This window comes from Trueperella sp. LYQ143, from assembly GCF_046599595.1.
GTDB lineage: Bacteria > Actinomycetota > Actinomycetes > Actinomycetales > Actinomycetaceae > Trueperella.
Genome location: NZ_JBKIWR010000005.1, coordinates 88,472 through 110,876, shown reverse-complemented (window position 1 = coordinate 110,876; position 22,405 = coordinate 88,472). Strand labels below are relative to the sequence as shown.

Here is a 22,405-nt window from a genome sequence, read left to right as displayed (position 1 = left end):
CGTTTTCTGTGGATGTTATTCGGGAAAGTGCCGAGGGGTAAAAGCACTTTTCGTAGGTAGGTCAGTTGGAATAGGAAGGGTGAGAACTTAACACTTTGCTTATAGGGTGCTGTGCGGGGGTGGTTAGCTGCTTTGAGGTGGCAATTCGGTTTCGTGGTGATCGGCGGAAATCTGAAGTAGATAAACCGCCCGTATGCTGCTTGGGTGCTGGTGTGTTTGCGTGCGTAATTGAATAATTGAAGCTGCATTGCTCGCGGATGGTCTTGCGGTGTAGCGCTATGGCCGCCAGGAGCAGAGGAGAGCAAGCCAGTATTAGTATCCCAGTATCAGTTCCCAGTATCCGCCGCGGCTAATCTTTGCTGGCGTTTGCGGCAAGGAGACGTTCATTTGCCGAGTTCATATGTTCGCGCATAACCTGTACTGCACTGAGTGGATCAGAAGAACTTAATGCACGGTAGACCCGCAAATGTTCGTCGTATGCCACTTGCATGGCGGCAACGGAATCAACCTGATTTTGAATCCAGATTTGCAGTAGCCGACGCAGGGTGGAAAGTAAATTGTTGAGTGTTGGGTTCTGCGATAGCGTCCCGATTTCAATATGGAATGCGGCGTCGGCGGTGACGAAGTTCGTCATATCCTCGTTGCTCAGGTGTTCCTCTTGCGATTCCAGGCTGTCGCGTAGCCGACGCAAAGAGCGCAAAGGGCGAGGATCCTGTGCGAGGTGCTCGGCTGCCTGTTGGACGGCGAGAATTTCTAGAACGGAGCGAATACGCAGCAGGTTCGGATAGTCGGCGCTGCTGAGGAGTAGCGTCCATTGGAGAGAATCGGAGAACAAGTCGGCGCCACCGGATCGAACGTAGGCGCCAGAGCCTGGCATAATCTCGACGAGGCCAAGAATCTCTAATACGCTCAAGGCTTCGCGCACGTTAGTGCGGCTGGTATGTAGCTCCTCGGCAATGGTTCGCTCGGCAGGGAGGCGATCCCCAGGCAGATACTCCCCGGAGGTGATGCGCACCAAAATGAGCTGCGCGGTTTCTGCTGCCTCTGAGGAAGAGTTCACCGTCAGATTCAACGGGGCAGCAATGCCCTTTTCTCGAGTCAGCCTGCGAATGTAGCCGTTTTCTGCCATGCCATTTAACATAACGCGCTCCGGGCGAATCGGGGGGATTATGTGATGTGAATACCACTACGGCTTTTGGGTTAGATACATAACCGCTGCTCTGCGCGTTGGAATACGCTGGGCAGAGCAGCGGTTATGCTCGTGGATGACGTTAGACGATCAGCCAGAGGATCGAGATGATGATCATGCCGAGCCATCCACCGACGGTGGCGCCCACCGACCAGGTGCGCAATCCGTCGCGAACGGATAGTCCCATGAACTTCGTTGCAATCCAGAAGCCAGAATCGTTGATATGAGATAGTGCAACTGATCCCATACCGATGGCTGCCAGGATGAGGGCAACCTGGATCTGAGAGTATCCGCCTTGAAGAACGGCATCTTGGACTAAGCCAGCCGCCGCCAGGGAGGCCACCGTCCCTGAACCCTGAGCAACCTTAAATACGGTCGCAATCAAGAAGGCGAGGAAGAAAATCGGTAGGCCAGTTGATAGTAGGAGGTCTGATACTGCCTTGCCAACCCCTGATTCAGTGAGAACTTTGGCAAAGACGCCGCCAGCTCCAGTTACCAAGATGACGATAGCAGCCGGCCCAACAGCATCATCCATGAGTTTGGAGATCGTTGCGGTGGAGAATCCGCGTGCTACGCCGAGCAGATAGAACGCCAAAATAGTGGAGAACAGCAAGGCGAATTGCGATGAGCCCAGGAATTGCGTGGTCTTGTAGCCGATGCTGCCTTTGTCGAAGATAAGCGCGCCAATCGTGCCGCAGGTAATCATCGCGATAGGTAGCAAAATAGAGAAGATGACCAGCCCTGCGCTGGGGCGGCGAACGACGGTTCCATCCTCAAGGGTGAGGGTTGCCCGTGGGTGTTCGGGATCGGCCTCAAGGGTTTCTTGATAGCGCAGCTCAACCTCGGGGGTCATGGCGAATTCCTGCTTATTGATCCGCTTAAACAGGAAGTGAACGGCGAAGCCAACCGGAATGCTGAGGATTAATCCCACGATGGTCACCATTCCCAGGCTGCCGTGTAGGAGGGCGGTTGTTCCGACGATGCCAGGGTGTGGCGGAACGCAGTTATGGATAAACACCATAAGGACGGCTACCGGCATGCCGATGATGGCAGGGGAGTGGTATCCGGCTGCTTTAGCGAAGGAGAAGATGATCGGCACCAAAATAATGAAGCCGACGTCGAAGAAGATGGGGATAGCGACGAATGCTGAGGCGACGAGGAGGGCGACACCGATGCGCTCGCGACCAAACTTTCGCGAGAAGGCTTCGGTGATAACCTCAGCGCCACCTGATTTTTCGATAGCGCCGCCTAGCATGGCACCAAGTCCGACGAGAATGGCAACGGAGCCGAGGGTGCCGCCCATGCCGGCAACGGCAGTGCCAATAACTTCTTCGGTGGGGATACCGGCTGCGAGGCCGGTTGCGATGGACACGGCAATCAAGGCAACGAAAGCCGGCCATTTAAATTTCATGACGAGTAATAGCAGTGAGGCGATCGCAATGATGGCTACAGCTATGAGATATGTCGTGCTCAATGTTGTCTCACATTCTTGTTTCGAGCGCTCCATTGCGCTCTACGTGCCGGCTGTGTCGCCCGTGACGTGGCCGGAAGTCCTACGACTTGTGTACCAGTATGACCTGATTACTTAAGTTGGTCAACCGAAATTGAAGAGTTTGTGAAAAAATAGGATATTGGATAAGGCGGAGGGGCGGTAAAATAGCTGAGGGAGAAGTTGTCCTATTCTAAGGCACCCCGCTGTTTTCCCTAGTATTACTAGGATAAATGCGATCTAGAATCGATAGAAAACGCAGCCTTAATGTGATGTGAGTCATATCTGCTAATATTGGTTGACCAATTATTCTGATCGCGCCATACTGGACGAGAACGACGCACAACGATCACCAATGGAGGTGTCAATGCGTATTGGAATTGGAACCTATGCTTTGTTCTGGGAATGTTCTGATCGTGTCCCAAACCCGATCACCTTGCCCGGGATGATTGACCGAACGGCAGAACTCGGCTGCAACGTCTTTCAAATCTGTGACTATCCCGTCATCGAAACCTACACTGCAGAACATTTGGAAGAGCTGCGGGACTACAGTGCTGCTCATGGGGTAGAGCTGGAGTTGGGTACTCGAGGCGCACACCGCGATCACCTCAACACCTATCTCGATATGGCTGCTCAGCTTGACGCGCGGGTATTGCGGTCAATGATCCAAGTCGGGTCAGGGATGCCTACCGCCGATGAAGTTGTTGAGCACGTTCGCTCCGTTCTTCCACGGCTTGAAGAGCTAAAAGTCGATCTAGCGTTTGAAACCTACGAACAACTACCGACGGAGCAACTCGTCGATATTATTCGGCGCATTGACCATCCGCGTGTGGGAATCGCTTTAGATCCGGCGAATTGTGTAGCAGCCTTAGAGCATCCTAAAGATGTGATTGAGCGCTGTGCCCCATACACTCTCAATTTGCACGTCAAAGACTTCGCTTTTTCGCGGCAGGCCGGATGGGTGGGATTCACCTATGCCGGAGCAAAGATGGGCGAAGGATTGCTTGACTATGCGGCTGAATTAGCTGCAGTGCGACCTATTGAGCGTCAGATGAGCCAGATCGTTGAACACTGGCTCGTATGGCAAGGAGATCCCGATACCACGATTGCGCGCGAACGTGAGTGGACGGCTCATGCGGTTGACGTCATTAAGAAACATGCGAAGAACTACGAGGAGTCAAACTGCTCGTCATAACTTTCCACAGGGAAGGTGGATGCGGCGGTAACGAAGATGTTCCCCGCGCTGTTTTCTCTGTGCCGCACGCTACGGTGTGCACCCTTTCCAATTTTACCCATACACATATAAGGAGTAATTAACATGACCACCCAGCTCACAATCGCAGTCATCGGCGCCGGCGGTAAGATGGGCATGCGCGTCTCGCCAAATCTGGCTCGTCATCCGGAATACACGGTCTATTTCTGTGAGGCATCCGAAGCGGCGGCAAAGCGTTCGGAGGAAGCCGGTCGTCCCATCACCCCCACGGAAGAAGCGGTCAAGGATGCTGATGTGGTTGTCTACGCCGTGCCAGATCGCGCGCTAAAGACGATCACTGAGCAGATCGTTCCCCTGCAAAAGCCAGATTCGGTTGTGCTGACGCTTGATCCGGCAGCCGCTTATGCCAATCAGCTCTTCATTCGTGAGGATTTGACGTACATCGTCTGCCATCCGGCGCACCCGTCAGTGTTCTTAGAGCGCAAGACGGACGAAGAGTATGCCGATACCTTCGGTGGTATTGCCGCTCCGCAGCATGTGCTTGCCGCAATGCATACCGAGTCGGAGAAGTGGAAGCCAGTAGGCGAGGAAGTCGTCGCCAATATGTTTGCGCCGGTCATCAAGGTGCATTGGGAGTCAGTTCATGACTTGGCTGTCCTGGAGCCGACGCTGAACGAGACGATTGGTTGCATGATCGGTCAGTTCCTCAAGGACGTCATGGATTACACCGTTGAAGTGACGGATATGAAGCCGGAATCGGTGGAGGCGATGTTCTTTGGGCACGTCTACATTGCTTTGACGAACGCGCTGCGTGGCTCTAATCCGTTCTCTGATGCTTGCTTGTTGGCTATGGAGTATGGCCGCGAGCGAATCATTAAAGAGAATTGGCGCGAAGTCTTTAATGACGACGATCTTGATGTGGTTTTAGCCAAGATGTTGGAGATTGACAAGATCGAACGATAGTAACGATTACTCGTCACCGAAGAGCGAGGCGTGTTGCTGTGCTGCAATGTTTCTCGTGTGGCCATGCGGCAGCACGGCAATGGGCGAGTGCGTGAGTGAAGTGGCTAATGAAGAGCCGCAAGCACAGTTTGATCGCCGCGTGCTTAATCTTTGGTGATTGGGTAGTAAAAGGCGTCTCTAAACGTGTGTCGGGTGGCGAATGGGGAAGATCTATTCGCCACCCGGAGCGTTGCAGATCAGCTCCGGCGAACTACCCAAAGAGCCTAGAACGCGAGTCCTATATGTTATAGGATCTTCTATAGAGTGAGCTGCCGCCATTCTGAATCATGAGCTGCAATGGAGCAACGATGACGTATTTAGTGAATAATCCTGAAGAATTTGCGGCCGATAGCCTGCGAGGCTTTGTGGCTGCATTTCCCGAGTATGTTCAGCCGGTCCACGGCGGAGTGGTGCGAGCTAGCGCAAGCCCACACGGCGAAGTATCCGTCGTAGTTGGCGGAGGCTCGGGCCATTATCCGGCCTTCGCTGGCTGGGTGGGCAGCGGTATTGCCCACGGTTCCGTATGTGGAAATATCTTTGCCTCCCCGTCGGCCTCGCAAGTAACCTCCGTGGTGCGGGCAGCCGATAATGGTGGGGGAACGCTGCTGTTATTCGGCAACTACGCTGGCGATGTTCTGCACTTTGGCAATGGTGCCCAGCAGCTTCGCGCGGAGGGAATGGACGTTCGTATCGTCCCAATCTCCGACGATATTGCCTCGAATACTCCAGATAAGCACGACGATCGTCGAGGTATTGCCGGTGATCTCTTCGTTGTGAAGGTGGCCGGCGCGGCGGCGGCGGCTGGAAAATCCCTTGACGAGGTAGAAGCACTCGCCCGAAAAGCAAATGCCCGGACGCGAACCTTGGGCGTGGCATTCACCGGATGTACCTTGCCGGGTGCGAGTGAACCACTGTTCACGGTGGAATCGGGAACCTTTGGCTTAGGTCTAGGTATTCATGGCGAGCAGGGGATTTCCAGCCATGAGATGGCCTCGGCGCGAGATATTGCCACCATGTTAGTCGATAAGATATTGGCCGAAGAGCCGGCGCGCGACGAGAACTACGCCGGGCGCGTTGGCGTTTTGGTTAACGGTTTGGGCGCGACGAAGTACGAGGAGCTCTTCGTCCTGTACGGCACGGTGGCACAGCTCCTGGAAGAACGCGGTCTGACGCCGGTTGGCCCAATTGTGGATGAACAAGTGACCAGTTTGGATATGGCTGGAGTCTCCTTGACGCTGTGCTTCCTTGATGAGGAGCTAGAAGAATTGTGGCTTGCCGGTTGCGATACTCCGGCCTTGCGCCGTGGGGTCGTTGAGCACAGCCAACAAAAGCGAGTCGTTCGCGCTGAAGAAGACGAAGAAATCCCCGCTGGATCAGCAGATTCCGCAGCTTTTGCGGAGAAGATTGCCGAAATCCTCGATGCCTTTGAACGCAGCGCCCGCGAGGCTGAGCCGATGTTAGGCAAGATCGATGCAATTGCTGGCGATGGTGACCACGGTCAGGGTATGACCTTAGGAACGACGGCAGCGGCCAAAGCAGCTCGCGAATGTGTGGCGGCTAGCGCCGGTGCGCGCACTCTGCTCGCACGAGCCGGAGCAGCATGGTCAGAAGGGGCGGGCGGCACCTCTGGAGCTCTGTGGGGCGGCGCATTAGGCCGGATTGCTTTTGGGCTGAGCGATCAAGAGACTCCGAGCCGAGAAGAGATTATTGCTGCGGTGGTTGCTGGCGCGCGCGCTATTCAGGAGATGGGTGGAGCGCAGATCGGGGATAAGACCATGATTGACGCAGTTATTCCGTTCGCTCAAGGGCTAGAAGAACGTGCTAATTCGAGCGCGTCCTTGGCTGATATTTGGCGTGCCGCAGCCCAAGAAGCCACCGATGCGGCTGAGGCGACCGCTGAGATTTTGGCTCGTAAAGGTCGGGCCCGCACTCATGGAGAAGCATCAATCGGCACTCCAGATCCCGGGGCAATCTCCTTTGCCTTGTTGATGTCAGCAGTACCGGATCTTATTGCGGAATAAATCAGCAGATTACGCGCTAGCAAGCACGTCGCCGCCTATCGCGAGTCACTCCCTCGCGCAGAAGAATGTAGTCGCCTGCGGGCGATAGAAAGGAAAAGAATAATGGGATTTCGAGTAGTCGTCGCCAGCGACAACGCTGGATCAGGATACCGCGCAGCGATCAAAGCAGATCTGGAGGCAGATCCACGCATTGATGAAGTGATTGACGTGGGCGTAGACGCCACCGATCCAGAGGCATACCCGCACGTATCGGTGCGCGGTGCACGGTTGATTGCTGAAGGCAAAGCCGATCGTGGCGTATTCGTCTGTGGTACTGGCATGGGCGTGGCCATGGCTGCGAATAAGGTCAAAGGTATTCGCGCGTCAGTGGCACATGATTCTTTCTCAGTAGAGCGTCTTGTGCTGTCCAATAACGCTCAAGTGCTGTGCCTGGGCGAACGGGTGATCGGCAAAGAACTAGCACGTCGCCTGGCCAAGGAGTTCTTCAACTACGAATTCGATGAGTCCTCCGCCTCGGCTGAAAAAGTTCAGGCCATGTGCTCCTACGAGGAGGATTAAGCATGTACTGGGTGGGTACGTCGTGGAAGATGAACGGCACATTGGCTTTCGCTCGCCAATATGCGCAGGCATTGCGCGATGCCCAGTTAGATTTGCCGAACATTCAGCCTTTCATCATCCCGTCGTTTACCGCAATTAACGCCGTGCACGAGATCCTTGGCGAAGATAGTGCGATCCAGTTAGGAGCGCAGAACGCCCATTGGGAGGACGCTGGCGCCTGGACGGGTGAAGTCTCCATGCTCCAAGCCAAGGATGCCGGTGCTCAGCTCATCGAAATGGGCCATTCAGAGCGGCGCGAATTCTTCGGGGAAACCGATAAGACGGTGAATCTGAAAGTCAAAGCTGCATTGGCGCACGGTCTGCGACCGCTGGTGTGCTTTGGAGAGCCGCTGGAGGTGTTCCAGGGCGGAGGGTCGATTGAGTTCATCACTGCGCAGATCGATGCGGCTCTAGACGGGGTTGCTGATACCTCCCAGATTCTGTTGGCTTACGAGCCAATTTGGGCGATTGGTGAGCATGGCCGCGAGCCAGAACCAGAGGATTTAGCAGCCGCCTTTGCTGCTCTCGACGCGCGTTATGGTCAGCGCGTTGCGGCGATCCTGTATGGCGGTTCGGTAAATCATGCGAATAACCAGTGGCTATTGCAGATTGACGGGGTAGGTGGCTTGTTTATCGGTCGATCTGCGTGGAGCGCCGAGGGCTATCTGAAGAATCTGCAACTGGCTGACGAAGTCCTCAATTAATCATCAACATCGGGCACCAACCCTTTCCGTTAAGGGCTGGTGCTGGGCGATGATGTACTACCTCTGGTGCGAACAGAAACCCCTGTTCGCACCAGAGGTATTTTTTAGTGACATTTCGGGTCTATTTTGCCGTGATGGCGTGCTGGGTCTAAGTGCCTAATGTGGTAGGTTAGGAGACAGTCCTAGCATGGAAAAGATGCTGGAAAGACTATTCCTATCAACGATCCCAACGGAGGGAAGATGACGAAGTACGTATATGACTTCACCGAGGGAAATAAGGACCAAAAGGACCTCCTCGGTGGCAAGGGCGCGAACCTGGCAGAGATGACGAATCTCGGGCTGCCAGTTCCTCCCGGATTCACTATCACCACAGAAGCCTGCCGAGTCTATCTCAATGAGGGTGCTAGCCCCGATGAGCTTGGCGTTCAGGTGACGGCTGCAATCCGCGGTGTGGAAGCCAAGATGGGCAAGCGTCTAGGCGATGCGAAGGATCCGCTGTTGATGTCTGTGCGTTCCGGCGCTAAGTTCTCCATGCCAGGCATGATGGAGACTGTTTTGAACATCGGTCTGAATGACAAGTCCGTCGTGGGCTTGGGCGAGCAGTCCGGTGATGAGCGCTTCGCCTGGGATTCGTACCGTCGTCTGATTCAAATGTTCGGCAAGACGGTCATGGATATTGAAGGTGATCTGTTCTCCGATAAGCTCCACAAGCTCCAGGAAGAGAAGGGATACTCCGGCGATCTGGATATGACGACGGAGGATCTGAAGTACCTCGTTGACGAATTCAAGAAGGTCGTCAAGGAAGAGACGGGTCAGGACTTCCCGCAGGATCCGCGCCAGCAGCTCGATATGGCTGTTGAAGCCGTGTTCAACTCCTGGAACACTGACCGCGCGCGCATCTACCGTCGTCGTGAGCACATCCCGAATGATTTGGGCACGGGAGTCAACGTACAGACGATGGTCTTTGGCAATATGGGTGCTGGTTCTGGTACGGGCGTGTGCTTCACCCGCGATCCCTCCACCGGCCGTTCTGGCGTGTACGGTGATTACCTGGAGAACGCCCAAGGTGAGGACGTTGTCGCCGGTATCCGTAATACTTTGCCGCTGTCAGCGCTAGAAGAACTCGATAAGAAGTCGTATGACGAACTGACGGGCATTATGGATCGTTTGGAAACCCATTACCGCGATCTGTGCGATATTGAATTCACGGTTGAACGCGGCAAGTTGTGGATGTTGCAGACCCGTGTGGGTAAGCGTACTGCAGCGGCTGCATTCCGTATCGCCGACCAGCTAGTCAATGAGCGCTTGATTACCCATGACGAGGCAGTCACTCGCGTGACGGGCGATCAGCTAACCTCGCTGCTGTTCCCGCAGTTCGATCCTAAGGCCGATAAGGTGAAAGTTTCCCGCGGTATGCCGGCGTCGCCGGGCGCTGCGGTCGGTGAGATCGTGATGGATAACGAGACGGCTGTGGCGCGTACCCGTGAAGGTCGCAAGGTGATCCTGGTTCGTCGCGAAACCAATCCGGATGATCTGCAGGGCATGGTGGTAGCTGAGGGTATTCTTACCGCTCGCGGCGGCAAGACCTCCCACGCTGCTGTGGTTGCTCGCGGTATGGGGCGTTGCTGCGTAGTCGGTGCTGACGATTTAGTGATTGACGATGTTGCCGGCACGATGAAAGTCAAGTCCACCGGCAAGGAATATGCCGTCGGTGATGTGATCGCTATTGATGGTACGACGGGCGAAATCTTTGAAGGCGATGTTCCGGTGACGGATTCGCCGGTGACGACTTTCCTCGCTGAGGGTCTGGAGGCAGGCTTAGCTGCCGCTGACTCCGATGATGCTCGCGAGCTGGTCAACGCGGTTAACAACATCATGAAGCACGCAGATGAGAAGCGTCGGATGCGGGTGCGGGCAAATGCGGATAATCCAGAGGATGCCGAGCTGGCACGTAAATTCGATGCGGAAGGCATTGGCTTGTGCCGCACCGAGCACATGTTCTTGGGCGATCGCCGCAAGCTCATCGAAGCGATGATTTTGGCTAAGGATGAGGCTGCTCAGGCTCAGGCACTTGACGCGCTACTGCCGCTGCAGCGGGATGATTTCGTCGGCATCTTTGGCGCAATGGATGGTTTGCCAGTTACCGTTCGACTGATTGATCCGCCGTTGCACGAGTTCTTGCCGGATCTGACGAAGCTGTCCGTGGAATTGGCTCGTAAGGAAGCTGCTGGCGAGGAGATCAGCGAGTCCGAGCGGGAGATTCTTGCCGCTGTGTTGTCGCATCACGAGCAGAACCCGATGTTGGGTCTGCGTGGCGTGCGCCTCGGTTTGAAGATCCCAGGCTTGATTAAGCTGCAGGTTCGAGCGATTGCGGAAGCCTGCGTATTGCTGAAGAAGGAAGGCAAGGATCCGCGTCCGGAGATTATGGTTCCGCTTATCGGTGGCGTGCGTGAAATGCAGATCGTTCGCGATTTGGCCTTGGACGTCATCAAGGAGGTTTCCGAGGAATCTGGTATCAGCTTGGATCTGCCCATTGGCAATATGATCGAGCTTCCGCGTGCGGCTATCTCGGCCGATACGATTGCTGCGGAGTCTGACTTCTTCTCCTTCGGCACGAATGATTTGACCCAGACGACCTGGGGATTCTCGCGTGACGATGTGGAAGGGACGTTCTTCAACGAGTACTTCGATTACGGCGTCTTTGGTATCTCCCCCTTTGAGTCAATTGACGTTGGTGGCGTTGGTGCGTTGGTGGATATGGGCGTACAGCGTGGTCGCTACACGAAGCCTGATCTGAAGATGGGCGTATGTGGAGAGCACGGTGGCGATCCGGCGTCGATCCATTTCTTTGAAAAGATTGGCTTGAACTACGTTTCCTGTTCGCCGTTCCGCGTTCCGGTTGCTCGATTGGAAGCTGGTCGTGCTGCGATTGAAAACGAGACAACCTACGAGCGTAAGTTTGAAACGAAGCTCTAAGGCGTCAACTGCGAAGCGATAACTAGCTATCGGCTGGTATCCCCTTAGGGTATATACGCCCTAGTGGATACCGGAATGGCTAGGTAGAGCACTCACGTACCTCAGGTGCGCACAATAAAACGAGATGTGCGCACCTGAGGTACGTACATTTTTGGCTATTCGCATTTCCTGATTTCTGGCGTGTATCTGTGACTCGCCTGGGAGCAGGGGAAATAGTTGTCACGCTATTGGCGTACAACGGATATTTGCGGTGGGCGACACCCGCTGATCTGGCTCGTTATGCGCCATAGCGCCCACAGATACAACTGCGGGATGAAAAGAGCGCCGTAGAGCTGAGGACGCCCTTATAAGATGTCAGGTAACCTAGGAGACGGAAGGGAGAGAACGTGGGGGTCTTCGCATTGAAGAACGGGCGGCTGGTTGCTGCTCCGGTTGCTGCTGCACATGAAGTGAGCGACGATGTGTTGCGCGCGGTTCGTGCCCAAGCGCTTGACTTTTTAGAGCGTCCCTTATTCCCTGTGACGTGGGAAAACGATGCCTCCCAGTCTCTTATCGCGATTGATCCGACGGGAAATGTGGTCACTGTCGAAGTCATGCGGATCTTGACAGCGGATTCTTTCGTCAGTGCGTTAGCCCGAGCAGGGCGTCATGCCGAATTAACTCGCGGAGCGTTGGCTCGCATGTATCCGGCCGGCGAGGAGAGCTTTTCTACCGATTACGCTACGTTCATTGATAGTGCGCCACCGCAAACGCGTCGAGGTCCACGGTTAATTGTTTTTGCTGTGGAGGCTGAGCCAAGTGTTCATCGGCCATTAATTGCCCTGCGTGGAGTCGGAGTTGACGCCTGGCGCATCGTTATCCATGACGGAATCGACGGTTTACTCGTCGAGATCTCTGAGAATTTTGATACTCGGGGAATGTTGGCTGCTCCGAGCCATCGTCACGTCATTGAATCTGCTGAGTCTGAGGAGGCGACGATGAAAGAACGTCGTTTCGGTATGCGCCGCCGTCGCAGCGTAGCTCGCCAAGCAGATACTGTTGATTCGCAAAGTTCTGGGTATTCGCATCAGGTGGCAGCGCACGCCCCGATTAGTGCTACTGATGATCCGCCAGCGGTACCGGAGTCAGCAAAGGCGGCGGCCACTGTCACTGCGGATGTCACCCCAGAAAGCGTGAGGTCTGGCTCCACGCCGCCACCAGCTCCAAGCCGTGAAAGGCTGCTGGAGGAGCAGGCGCACATATACGCTCAGCCGGCGGGTAATGTTTCAGGACGTGACTCAGCTCGGCGATATGAGACGCAGCCGGAGTCAGAATCGGGTGCTACTTCGTCGGTATCGCGTAGCGTTAATGAGGGCACCGCACAAGATGAACGCGTTGCACACAGAAGCGCTACGCCTTTAGCTTCGCGGCATGATCGCGTCTCGGTGGAAACTCCGAGAGCACAGAGCCACCAGGAGGCAGCGGAATCTCAGGCTTGGAATATTACCGGATGGGCTCATCCTCGAACTGCGTATCATCCGGTACAGCCCAATAACAGTCGGGAAGAGTCCGAGGATTCCCAGGTTATTTCGCGCTCGGGAGCGGATATTCTCTCTGGGGAAGAGATACCTGCGCGTGATATTGGGCCGACGCTGTACGATCGGCTCGCGGCGGAAGCGCGCCGAGTAGAGCAGCGGCTATGGGATATGAGTGCGCCGCCAGCACATGATGAAGCGCTGATTTATTCGGAACGCTCTTCCTCCGATGCGTCGAGTCAAGCGGTTGCGGATGCGGCTTTGCGTTCCGATAGGTGGCGCCCCGATCTGTATCACCGCTCAGGGCAGCAAAACGATGCTCGCGCAATGAAACAGGGGGCTTCCAGAACTGAGTCGCATACAGGTGTCTCCCCGATTCCGCTGGGTGTATCGGATCGTGGGGTGCAAGCGGATGTGGCTTCGGTTTCGCACAATGCGGCAACCTCTGCCAGCACTCCTGAAGCGCGTGGTGCCGATAGTTCCCCGTCAGCTACTAAAACAATAGGCGCGATGCCACCGCCCGCTGGTCAACGCGGTGCTAACACCCCTGTATCTGCTGATCCTCGATTGGTTCGGATTGCTCGAGAGATGGGAGTAGTCAATATTTCGTGGCGTTCTCGGCGTAAACGTTCTCGACTCAATGCCACCCTGCGTGCTGATGGTCTGATTGAGATTGCTGGGGTGGGGATTTTCGCTGATCCTACCCAGGCTGCGCGGCAGGCCTCGGGGTGTGAGACTGCAGATGGGTGGCGGTTGTGGCATCTGCCAGATGGTCGATGCTTAGGAGAGGCGTAACCCGCGTTCTGCTGGAATGTATTGTGTAGCAGATCGCACTGCCGATGTGAATGGCATTGGCCGTCGGCATAACTGGCACTACGGCATGGCTGCTGGTGCGTGGTGGCTCCTCCGGTGCGTTATGGATCGCGTTGTAGTACGCCGGCGAGCAGGGCGCGCCTTGCCTATATCGGCTAGTTTGGCTTATTGTTTCGTTCCTTTGGGCATGTCACATTGCTATAGCCAATGCCTCAGGTGATATGTTCTATTTTTCGCTATCCTCGGCAGATTGTTCGAGCTGAGCGGAGTCGGCGATCTGGTTATCCAGAAACTCACGCAAAATATTCCCCACTTGGTCGTTTTCGATCAGGAATCCGTCGTGCCCGTATTGAGATCTGACTGTGGCAAAAGTCGTTGGGCCGGAAAGGGAACGTGCGAGAGCGGCGACGTCTCGCGGATAAAAGAGCCGATCTGTATCTACAGCGACAACTAATGCCGGCATAGCCAATGAGTTTAAGACGGCGCGAGTGCCCCCACGTCCCCGCCCAATATCGTGTGTTATCCAGGCTTGGGTGATAGCGATATAAGAATTGGCGTCGAAACGTCGGGCAAGTTTATCCCCGTGATGTTCCAAATATGATACGACGCTGTAGCGCCCGCCATTGAGCGGATCTTCGTTCCCTTGGGGGATCCGACCGAAGCGGTGCTCCAATTCGGTATCGCAACGGTAGGTGATATGGGCGAGTTCGCGAGCAAGCCCTAATCCGCGGTGGGGTCCATATCCGTCAGGAGCGGTGTAGTAGTTACCTGAATGGAAGTGCGGGTCAAGTTGGATTGCGGCAATCTGGCTGTGCCCGTAGGCGATCTGTTCTGCGCTGGTGGCAGCGGCAGAGACGAGAACCGCGATAGCGCGAAGGCGATTTGGATATGACGCGGCCCATTCCATGACGCGATTTCCACCGAAAGAGGCGCCGGCAACGAGCGCCCACTGTGTAATGCCTAATGCGTCGGCAAGGCGTGCTTCTGCCGCACACATATCACGAATAGTTAACTCAGGAAATCGTGATCCCCAGGGTTTTCCGTCTGGCGCGGCAGAGGAGGGCCCGGTTGATCCCTGGCAACCGCCTAATACGTTGGGGCATACCACGAACCAGCGGTTAGTATCGAGGGCTTTTCCTGGGCCGACGATATCCGCCCACCAGCCGCTACTACCGTTACGAGATGTGGCATGGGAATCGCCGGTGAGGGCGTGGCAGAGCAGGATTGCATTGGATCCGTCGGGGGCAAGCGTCCCCCAGGTTTCGTAGGCGAGTTGGATCTGTGGCAGGACCCCGCCGCGCTCTAACGGGAGATCACCGAGGGATTGAAACTGCCGCTCGCCAGGGGGATCGCCCGTGCGCCATGCGCCTGTTGCTGGTATTGGGGCAGTGGAATCCGCAGGTCGATAGCCGACGTCGTAATCGGCAACGGGTGCGGCGTCAGTAACTGGAGTGAGTGGCGGATAGCCGACGAGGTAGGGCGGATGTGGGTATGGAGTATGTGGGGAAGTCATGCTGTTCTCTCAGGTTGTTCGTATTTGATGCGATGTGGTTGGCACGGGCGGCATCGTTAGGCGGATGCGCGCCCGCACAGCATTCGTTCCCCGTATCGCGTCATGCGTATGAGCATAGAGAGTGTGTGCGGAAAAAGTAAAGGGGGATCAGGTGGTGGACGTTGTGGGCGGGAGGGTGCGCTGGGTGCGATGAGCTGGGAAAGTGAATGAGCGGGAAAGTGAGTAGGTGGGAGAGTGAGATAGCCGCGAAAGGTGGCGGGTGTGAACAAGGGCAGGGTTTTCGGGGTGTGACGGCGAAATGCGGGATTGGGAAGGTGTAGCGGGGTAAGGGCATAGGGTGCTGGTGCGTTTGCCGCGTGAACAGTGGAAGGCGTGTTCGGGCGGGGAAGGAATCTGTGCGCAGTTAAGTCAGCTTCCTTGTTGTGTGTTCTCCTATGCATAAACGCAGTCAACGGTGTGCTGTGTGGTGATACCTGGATGAAACTAGAGGATTTGTCGGGATATTGCGGCAGAATCATCTATGCGGCGCGTGAATGATGTTACAGATGTGAAGATTGTTTCGGTTGGTTCCAAAGAAAATGCTGTGAATTTTGTTTCAGGTGTTTCTTTTTGTAACAATCTGTTATACGGTCTGTAGAGGAAGAAAGTCGTCTGTCAAGGCGACACGCCAATCCCTGGGAGGTATCTGTGACTTGGATTCGTAAGTCACTGACGGTGTTAAGCGTCGCCGCATTGAGTGCTACTGCATTTGCGCCGGCGTATGCAGCCCCAGTTTCCGATGATGACATTAACTCCGCGTACCAGCAGCAAGAAGCAACGTCGCATACGCTTGCCGGTCTGGAACTTGAAGTGACGCAGCTTGCCACAAAATCCAACGAATTAGCCGCAAAAGCAGCCGATGCGCAAAAAGCGGCACTGAATGCGCAAGCCGCAATGGAAGTCTCGATCAACTCCGCGATTGTCGCCCAGGAGAAGGCGAATAAAGCTGACGCCGACCTGCAAGTGGTACGCCGTCAGCTTGGCTCTGTCTCCCAGGTGATGTATCAACAGTCTGCGGGTGAGATCACCCAGTCCTACTATCTCTTCGGTGCAGATTCTGTCGAAGAAGCCAATAAGCGTTCGAAAGCCTATGGAACGGTGGCCACCCAGGTCGATTCCAAAGTCCAGCGGTTCAAAGCCCTGGAAGAAGTTGCTCGTGTCATGCATAACGAAGCCGATGCGGCCGCACAAGCGCAAGCTAAGGCGGCAGCGGCAGTGCAAAGTGCAGCAGATGCTGCCCAGAAAGCTGTGGACGAACAACAGGCACAGATCGCGGCGGCAAACAAACGCCGTGAGGAGATTGCAGCAGAACTTGCTACCCAACGCGGAACGACGGTTGAGCTTGAACGTCAGCGCTTAGCTGATTTGGAGACGACTCGTAAAGCCAAAGCCGATTCTGCGGCGGCGCTCGTCCTCGCACAAGCAAATTTGGCGAACCAGCAGCGGGTCGTGGGAGATGTGGATAGCGCCCTAGCAAAAGCGAAAGCTGATCTTGCGGCAGCCACTGCGGCGTATAACGTCGCCTTGGAGGATGCCAATCGGCTAGCTGGTGTTGCAGCAAATGCCTCCGGCCCAACGAAGAACGTCAAAGACCGTGCGGCGGCAGAAGCCTCCCAATACGCGCAACAGTTGGCTGCTCAAGTTCAGTCATACACGGCACAGGTCGCTGATCTAGAGAATCAGAAGCGGATTGCAGATGAGCGTGCGGAAGCTCAACGGATCGCCACGGAGCGTGCGGAAGCAGAACGTCGCGCCCAAGAAGCAGCAAATCAGGTAGCTCGCGAACAGGCACAGCGGGAAGCCGCAGAGCGGGCGCAGGCTGAAGCCGCGGCGCAGGCCCGTGCTGAGGAAGCGGCACGCGAGGCAGCGAACCAGAATATTCCTGCAGCTCCAGCTCCAGCCCCTGCTCCGAGCCCCAATCCGGTTGCTCCGGCCCCTGCTAACCCCAATGGAAACGCCATTATTTCGTATGCTCGTCAATTCATTGGCTCGCCCTACGTGTGGGGCGGCGTGAGCCCGAACGGCTGGGACTGCGTAGGTTTCGTGTGGTTCGTATATCAGCACTTCGGTATCACTACGCCGCGGGCTACCGGCCAAAGCGTCTGGACGTATTGGGGAGATTATCGTCAGGTATCCCCGGCGGAGGCGCGACCAGGCGATGTGTTGTGGTGGCCTGGGCACGTCGGGCTCTATACCGGCAATGGTATGCATGTAGCTGCCTGGAATCCCTCAATGGGCACTCAAGAACGCGCAGTGTGGGGATCGCCCATTTACCTACGAATTGAAGGCTAAAGTCAGTACATCATATACCGATATGGTGGTCTTGCTCCGGTTTGGGGTGAGGCCACCATATTGGTTTATCTAGATGAAACAAGACGATACGGCCGGCAAATGTGCAGTTTTCCGAAGCTGCCTGGTGGGAGGGAAAAAGAGAAACGGCGTTACTTGGAGAAGATGGGTGATCGGTGTTATTCCAGAAATCGGCGCAGAAAGAGCCTAAGCATCGGTGCCGCTTGAGGAGCGGGATCCTAAGAATCATTGCCACCTAGAGGTGGTGCGGAGGCGTTTCCAAGGAGTTTCGGCCGATATACATAGGGCAGAGCACGGCGGATCCGTCGCGATCAATGTAGTAAATGAATGTAGTAAACAGAATGGGCAGGCGGCAGAAACGACGGAAAATGGAAAATGCGGTAGAAAACAAGAGTGATTCGGCAAAACAAGAGTAACTCGGCAAAACAAGAGGGGCACGAGATCATCCGCGCCCCTCATCTCACGTTCATGTGTAGCCGTTATTAGTGCTACGCAAGTCCGTGTGGATTTTCTTCGTAGTATCCCGATTCGTGTGCCCGCTGGAAAGACTTACTAATTTCTTTCTCGGCTTCCTCGCGGCCAGCCCAGTAGGCGCCTTCAACAGACTTACCGGGTTCAAGATCCTTATACACCTCGAAGAAATGCTGGATTTCGAGACGGTGAAACTCAGAAATATCTTCCAGCTCGGTACGCCACGAGGCGCGCTGATCGCCCACCGGAACGCATACGACCTTATCGTCACCGCCAGCTTCATCCTTCATGCGGAACATTCCCAAAGCACGGCAACGAATGACGCAGCCAGGGAAAGTCGGCTCGTCAAGCAAGACGAGAGCGTCAAGCGGATCGCCGTCCTCGCCGAGAGTCCCGTCAATGAAACCATAATCATCGGGATAACGCGTCGAGGTAAAAAGCATACGATCCAAGCGGATACGACCCGTTTTGTGGTCTACTTCGTACTTATTGCGATTACCCTTGGGAATCTCGATTGTGACGTCGAATTCCATCTATATCTCCTCACGCGCAGATCAATCTGCCCTCATTGTATCGACGTTTAGCCCCGCATGTGCGCTGAGCACCCCGCAGAACAGAAATTATCGGATTGGCAGCGGAAAGACGGAGCAATTTTTCTGGTACGCACTGATCGGATCAGGCATTAGCCGGATATGATGAGAACGTGTGGAAGAAAATCGTAACTGTCATCCTGGTATTGCTCGCCGGAGGATATATCTTCGCCGATGCGTGGGATCTTGTGCCAGGTTTTCTGACCACCGCTGCGGAAAAGGATGCTCCGCTGCCTCCGCCTACCTCCAGATATATTGGCGCCGCTCCCGAGATAACACCTATTACTGGTCATCTGCCCAACAGTGCGTGCGTCAATCAGCAGATCACGAAACTCGCTACGGATCCCCGCAATACCGGAACAACCTCAGTTATCATCTTTGATCCCGATACGGGTGAGGTGATCGGGCAACGCGATCCGCAGCGGGCAGCTATTCCAGCTTCCAATATGAAACTTTTAACAGCGGCAGCGGCACTGACGGCGCTTGGGCCACAGACGAGGCTTTCCACAACCACCCTCGTCGATGGCAATACGCTGTATCTGCGCGGTGGCGGGGATGTGCTGCTCGGTGCGGGAGAAAATGCGGAAACGGCAATCCGCGGTCGAGCTGGATTAGCTACCTTGGCACGTGAGACAGCCACGCAGTTACGATCCAGCAAGATAGCGGTGAGCCATATAGCGGTTGATTCTTCTCTATTTGCTGAACCGACGTATCATCCCGACGTTATCGGAACGGACCGAGAATACATTATGGAGCTGCGCCCGATCGCTATTGATCGTGGAAGCGGGCAGACGGGTTTTATGCCGAATCCGGATGTGACAGCCGCACAGACCTTCCGTGACTTATTGGCCGCACAGGGCATACCTCTCGATGAGCCACAACGTGCGATCACCCCGCCGTCGGCTCGGGAATTAGCGCACGTGCAATCCGCTCCGATTCGCGATTTAGTTGATGTGATGTTAGTCGAATCGGATAATTCGATTGCCGAGGTATTGGGTCATCTCCTCGCCCATCACGTAGGAGAACCTGCGACCTTTGCTGGTGGCGCAGCCGCTGTTCGCACGATTCTCACGGGCATTGGAATCAATATGGCGAATGTGGAGCTCTCCGATGCCTCTGGTCTATCTATATCGAATCGGGTAACAGCTACGGCAATTGCCGATGTTTTGCGTCAGACCTGGGAATGTGATTCCTGCCCGCTAGCGGCTATTCCTGCAGGTTTGCCGGTAGCTGCTTTAGACGGCACGCTCTGGAATCGGTTTGATAATTCGGCATTACGTGGAATACTGCGGGCCAAAACCGGCACCCTGATTCAGGCGATTTCGCTCTCCGGATATTTGCGCAACGCGAGTGACGCACCCCTGGGATTCGTTATTTTGATTGATAATCTGCAGGAAGGAACCGCTCCAGATACGCGAGTTTTGCAAGATGAGTTCTTGGACGGTATTGCCGCCTGTCCGGCTTCGTGAACTACGCTAGATTCATGGCCCTCAATCCGACACGTATTGCCCGCGTTGTACGGGCTGCGGTTCCAGCAGGAGCGCGGATCCCAAGCTCTCAGGCTCGCGCAGTAGTTAACGATATTCGCCGGCAGGCGGGAGCTGCTGTGGATATTGTGGGCGAGATAACCCAGCTCGGGCAGGTTCCGTCGGTACACAACATTCCGGTGTTTATCGTTGATCGCGCTAACTGGGCCAAACTAGCTAGCGAATCTGTGGCCAATATGTTGACCACAGCGCGTATATCGAATACCGAACTAGCGATAGCTTTCGCGGTCATGGCCCCGCGGTTACTTGGGCAGTACGATCCCTATACCGACGCTGGGCGATTAATCTTCGTCGCTCCCAATATTGAGCGGTTTCAGCGGGCGTTTCAGCTCAATCAATCAGATGTGTGCCTCTGGGCAGCCGTCCATGAAATGACGCACGCCTACCAGTTCGCGGTTGCGCCCTGGCTGGCGCCAATGATTGCACACTACACTCAACAGATCATTGAATCTGCGCATGATGAGCAGATAATTGAGCAGGCCATGACGGCTATGTCGGTCTTAGAGGGGCATGCAGAATATGTGATGAATCGAGTGCCCCATCGGCAATTGCCCAGCCGCGATCGGATTATTCGTGCGATGTCGGCGCGCCGCTCTGCTCGCACTCCGATGCTCTCTCGGGTGATGCGCCTCTTAGGTTTTGAAAATAAAACGCAGCAGTACATTTCCGGGGAGCGTTTTGTGGCGGGGGTTATCCAAAAAGCTGGCATGGATACCTTCAATATGTTGTGGAACAGTGCCGATCACATGCCGACGGCTGCCGAGCTAGCAGATCCGGCTTTGTGGATAGAGCGTATGAGCTGATGTCTTTCCCTCATCCTGCGGTAACTGCGGCCCGCCACGCCATGCGGGCCACACTAGACGATGTGGCACTGGCACACGCTCCGGCTGTGATCGTTGCCGTCTCAGGTGGCTCGGATTCTATGGCTTTAGCGGCAGTGGCACAGTGGGCACTGGCAGATCAACGCGAGGTCATTGGGGTGGTGATTGACCACGGGATTCGCCCAGGTTCAGATCGCGAAGCGCGTGCAGTGGATCAGTTTCTATACCGGAAATTAGGCTCATCTGTGCTAGCACAAGTGGAGATCAGCGGGGCAGACGGGCCAGAGGGAAACGCTCGGCACGCCCGCTACCGGCGGCTAGCGCAGATCGCGCGTGCTGGAGCAGCCATGCTGGAACACTCCCAGCCGTTACCAGTATTTTTAGGGCACACCGCAAACGATCAGGCAGAGAGTGTGCTCCTGGGGTTATCTCAGGGATCAGGGCCACGATCAATGGCAGGAATGCGCCGAATTGGCCCGCTACCCGGGCATCCCGATGTGTTGGCAGTGCGTCCGTTCTTGGATATTGAGCGGGAGAGTTTGCGAACTGTGTGCCGCGAGCTGGATATGCCTTGGATAGATGATCCCTCGAATGAGTTGGATGGGCCGTGGCGCTGTGCGGATGGCTCCCCGCTGCGGCGTAATGCGATTCGTCATCAACTTATGCCGGTATTAGATGAGGTTCTTGGGCCAGGCGTTATTTCTGCCCTGACGCGCTCTGCTCGCATGATGCGCGACGATGATGACGCGTTGACGGAAGCCGCTTGGCATGCGGGGGAGCAATGCGTCACGGAAAGCGATGAAGGAATCGTTGTGGATTGTCACCGCTTGGCGGGGTACCACAGGGCGTTGCGCACTCGGGTATTACGGCAGGCCGCCGTGCGCGGCGGGGTGCGAGCCAGAGAGCTTATTTTTTGGCACGTGGATGCACTTGATAAAGTCATCATGGGGCATGACAACAAGCTCCGCATCGATCTTCCAGGTAGCTATGCCTGGCGGGAGAATAACCAGCTATATTTTGGACACCATCCGCGGAGGAACCATGAAATATGAAGATTGCGCTGACGATCTCGTCCGAGTAGTCCTTGAGGAAGAGCAAATCAAAGCCCGTCTCGTTGAGATGGGACAACAGATCAGTGATGACTACCGGGGCGAGCCGCTGTTGCTCGTTGGTGTGCTGCGCGGTGCGGCGATGGTTATGGCTGATTTATCGCGGGAGATTTCGATTCCGCTGCACATGGATTGGATGGCAGTATCGTCTTACGGTGCGTCCACTAAATCCTCAGGTGTGGTGCGGATTTTGAAGGATCTGGATACCGAGATCGCTGGTCTTAACGTCTTGATCGTCGAAGATATTATTGATTCCGGCTTGACCTTGGATTGGTTGAAGCAGAACTTGGAGAGTCGGGGGCCAAAGTCGGTGCGCATTGCAACCCTGTTGCGCAAGCCGGATGCGGCTAAGGTCGATGTCAAGGTTGATTACGTCGGCTTTGATATTCCGAATGAATTTGTTGTGGGATACGGTCTGGATTATGCGGAAGATTATCGGCATTTGCCTTTCGTAGCGACCCTCGCCCCGCATGTATATGGAGGCTAA

The 22,405-nt window shown here is 55.4% G+C and carries 16 protein-coding genes; 12 read left to right on the top strand and 4 right to left on the bottom strand.

Going from position 1 to position 22,405, the window contains the following annotated elements; all coding sequences use genetic code 11:
* Positions 1-349: 349 nt before the first annotated feature.
* Positions 350-1,141: a FadR/GntR family transcriptional regulator gene (locus tag ACLHIL_RS03310; RefSeq protein ID WP_411296527.1), complete on the bottom strand. Its 792-nt coding sequence runs from the start codon at positions 1,139-1,141 to the stop codon at positions 350-352.
* 130 nt (positions 1,142-1,271) lie between these two features.
* Positions 1,272-2,696 (bottom strand): gluconate:H+ symporter, encoded by a 1,425-nt coding sequence (locus tag ACLHIL_RS03305; protein WP_411296526.1) that lies wholly within the window; start codon positions 2,694-2,696, stop codon positions 1,272-1,274.
* A gap of 349 nt (positions 2,697-3,045) precedes the next feature.
* On the opposite strand from ACLHIL_RS03305, the gene ACLHIL_RS03300 reads away from it, so the two are divergent.
* The 7 genes from ACLHIL_RS03300 (at position 3,046) to ACLHIL_RS03270 (ending at position 13,500) form a co-directional block, all read left to right on the top strand.
* Positions 3,046-3,873 (top strand): sugar phosphate isomerase/epimerase family protein, encoded by an 828-nt coding sequence (locus ACLHIL_RS03300; RefSeq protein WP_411296525.1) that lies wholly within the window; start codon positions 3,046-3,048, stop codon positions 3,871-3,873.
* A 123-nt stretch (positions 3,874-3,996) separates the two neighbouring features.
* Positions 3,997-4,854 (top strand): phosphogluconate dehydrogenase C-terminal domain-containing protein, encoded by an 858-nt coding sequence (locus ACLHIL_RS03295; protein ID WP_411296524.1) that lies wholly within the window; start codon positions 3,997-3,999, stop codon positions 4,852-4,854.
* Positions 4,855-5,201: 347 nt separating this feature from the next.
* Positions 5,202-6,914 (top strand): dihydroxyacetone kinase family protein, encoded by a 1,713-nt coding sequence (locus ACLHIL_RS03290; RefSeq protein WP_411296523.1) that lies wholly within the window; start codon positions 5,202-5,204, stop codon positions 6,912-6,914.
* Positions 6,915-7,016: 102 nt separating this feature from the next.
* Positions 7,017-7,472, top strand: coding sequence for a ribose-5-phosphate isomerase (locus tag ACLHIL_RS03285; protein WP_411296522.1), 456 nt, complete (start codon positions 7,017-7,019; stop codon positions 7,470-7,472).
* Between the two features lie 2 nt (positions 7,473-7,474).
* Entirely contained in the window at positions 7,475-8,215 is a 741-nt protein-coding gene (locus ACLHIL_RS03280) for a triose-phosphate isomerase (RefSeq protein WP_411296521.1), read from the top strand.
* A 240-nt stretch (positions 8,216-8,455) separates the two neighbouring features.
* Positions 8,456-11,191 (top strand): pyruvate, phosphate dikinase, encoded by a 2,736-nt coding sequence (gene ppdK / locus ACLHIL_RS03275; RefSeq protein ID WP_411296520.1) that lies wholly within the window; start codon positions 8,456-8,458, stop codon positions 11,189-11,191.
* A 386-nt stretch (positions 11,192-11,577) separates the two neighbouring features.
* On the top strand, positions 11,578-13,500 hold the full coding sequence (locus tag ACLHIL_RS03270) for a hypothetical protein (protein ID WP_411296519.1): 1,923 nt from the start codon (positions 11,578-11,580) through the stop codon (positions 13,498-13,500).
* Positions 13,501-13,744: 244 nt separating this feature from the next.
* Here ACLHIL_RS03270 and ACLHIL_RS03265 read toward each other — a convergent pair whose 3' ends face one another.
* Positions 13,745-15,031 carry a homoserine O-acetyltransferase gene (locus tag ACLHIL_RS03265; protein ID WP_411296518.1) on the bottom strand — a complete coding sequence of 429 codons (1,287 nt, stop codon included), beginning with the start codon at positions 15,029-15,031 and terminating at the stop codon, positions 13,745-13,747.
* A 687-nt stretch (positions 15,032-15,718) separates the two neighbouring features.
* Here ACLHIL_RS03265 and ACLHIL_RS03260 point away from each other — a divergent pair.
* A complete protein-coding gene (locus ACLHIL_RS03260) occupies positions 15,719-17,362 on the top strand; it encodes an NlpC/P60 family protein (RefSeq protein ID WP_411296517.1) in 1,644 nt (547 codons plus the stop codon).
* Between the two features lie 506 nt (positions 17,363-17,868).
* Here the strand turns inward: ACLHIL_RS03260 and ACLHIL_RS03255 are convergent.
* On the bottom strand, positions 17,869-18,384 hold the full coding sequence (locus tag ACLHIL_RS03255; protein ID WP_411296516.1) for an inorganic diphosphatase: 516 nt from the start codon (positions 18,382-18,384) through the stop codon (positions 17,869-17,871).
* 170 nt (positions 18,385-18,554) lie between these two features.
* Here ACLHIL_RS03255 and dacB point away from each other — a divergent pair, with 170 nt between their 5' ends.
* From dacB to hpt, 4 genes are read left to right on the top strand one after another with little or no spacing between them, the layout of a single operon-like run.
* The gene (gene dacB / locus ACLHIL_RS03250; protein WP_411296515.1) at positions 18,555-19,910 is read left to right on the top strand and encodes a D-alanyl-D-alanine carboxypeptidase/D-alanyl-D-alanine-endopeptidase; all 1,356 of its coding nucleotides are present in this window, start codon (positions 18,555-18,557) and stop codon (positions 19,908-19,910) included.
* Positions 19,911-19,924: 14 nt separating this feature from the next.
* Positions 19,925-20,791: a zinc-dependent metalloprotease gene (locus ACLHIL_RS03245; protein ID WP_411296514.1), complete on the top strand. Its 867-nt coding sequence runs from the start codon at positions 19,925-19,927 to the stop codon at positions 20,789-20,791.
* Positions 20,791-21,861 carry a tRNA lysidine(34) synthetase TilS gene (gene tilS, locus ACLHIL_RS03240; RefSeq protein WP_411296513.1) on the top strand — a complete coding sequence of 357 codons (1,071 nt, stop codon included), beginning with the start codon at positions 20,791-20,793 and terminating at the stop codon, positions 21,859-21,861. Before ACLHIL_RS03245 ends, tilS begins: the two co-directional genes overlap by 1 nt.
* Complete coding sequence (gene hpt, locus ACLHIL_RS03235; protein WP_411296512.1) at positions 21,851-22,405, top strand: hypoxanthine phosphoribosyltransferase; 555 nt, start codon at positions 21,851-21,853, stop codon at positions 22,403-22,405. Before tilS ends, hpt begins: the two co-directional genes overlap by 11 nt.

Coding starts and splice junctions, on each gene's coding strand:
- ACLHIL_RS03285 (WP_411296522.1), top strand. CDS start 7,017: ATGGGATTTCGAGTAGTCGTCGCCAGCGACAACGCTGGATCAGGATAC.
- ACLHIL_RS03280 (WP_411296521.1), top strand. CDS start 7,475: ATGTACTGGGTGGGTACGTCGTGGAAGATGAACGGCACATTGGCTTTC.
- ppdK (WP_411296520.1), top strand. CDS start 8,456: ATGACGAAGTACGTATATGACTTCACCGAGGGAAATAAGGACCAAAAG.
- ACLHIL_RS03290 (WP_411296523.1), top strand. CDS start 5,202: ATGACGTATTTAGTGAATAATCCTGAAGAATTTGCGGCCGATAGCCTG.
- ACLHIL_RS03265 (WP_411296518.1), bottom strand. CDS start 15,031: ATGACTTCCCCACATACTCCATACCCACATCCGCCCTACCTCGTCGGC.
- tilS (WP_411296513.1), top strand. CDS start 20,791: ATGTCTTTCCCTCATCCTGCGGTAACTGCGGCCCGCCACGCCATGCGG.
- ACLHIL_RS03255 (WP_411296516.1), bottom strand. CDS start 18,384: ATGGAATTCGACGTCACAATCGAGATTCCCAAGGGTAATCGCAATAAG.
- hpt (WP_411296512.1), top strand. CDS start 21,851: ATGAAATATGAAGATTGCGCTGACGATCTCGTCCGAGTAGTCCTTGAG.
- ACLHIL_RS03245 (WP_411296514.1), top strand. CDS start 19,925: ATGGCCCTCAATCCGACACGTATTGCCCGCGTTGTACGGGCTGCGGTT.
- ACLHIL_RS03300 (WP_411296525.1), top strand. CDS start 3,046: ATGCGTATTGGAATTGGAACCTATGCTTTGTTCTGGGAATGTTCTGAT.
- ACLHIL_RS03295 (WP_411296524.1), top strand. CDS start 3,997: ATGACCACCCAGCTCACAATCGCAGTCATCGGCGCCGGCGGTAAGATG.
- ACLHIL_RS03310 (WP_411296527.1), bottom strand. CDS start 1,141: ATGTTAAATGGCATGGCAGAAAACGGCTACATTCGCAGGCTGACTCGA.
- ACLHIL_RS03305 (WP_411296526.1), bottom strand. CDS start 2,696: ATGGAGCGCTCGAAACAAGAATGTGAGACAACATTGAGCACGACATAT.